The sequence below is a fragment of the Mesorhizobium sp. M8A.F.Ca.ET.207.01.1.1 genome (genome assembly GCF_004794715.1).
Classification (GTDB): domain Bacteria; phylum Pseudomonadota; class Alphaproteobacteria; order Rhizobiales; family Rhizobiaceae; genus Mesorhizobium.
The window spans coordinates 1-297 of the sequence record NZ_SRUS01000495.1; the positions used below are offsets into that span (position 1 = coordinate 1).

A 297-nucleotide genomic window follows, 5' to 3' on the forward strand; every position below is an offset into this window, starting at 1 on the left:
GTTCACTTCGCGCATCAGCATGCGGATTCGCTCCTCGCTTTCCTTTGCCGAGGTGATGTCGCGGGCGATCTTGGAGGCGCCGACGATCCGGCCGGCGCCGTCGCGCACCGGTGAGATCGTGAGGGAGACCGGAATGTCGGTGCCGTCCTTGCGGCGGCGGATGGTCTCGAAGCTCTCCACCCGGCCACCCTGGCGGATACGCTCGATGATCATCGCTTCCTCGTCCTGATACTCTGGGGGGAACAGCATCGTGATGTGTTTGCCGACAGCCTCGTCCGCCGTGTAACCGAAGAGCCG

Annotated in this window: 1 protein-coding gene; it reads right to left on the minus strand. The window is 64.3% G+C overall.

Translation table 11 applies throughout. The features are described from left to right. Window positions 1-297: PAS domain S-box protein (locus EN850_RS35530; RefSeq protein WP_136093071.1), on the minus strand; the 297-nt coding region annotated here is incomplete at both ends.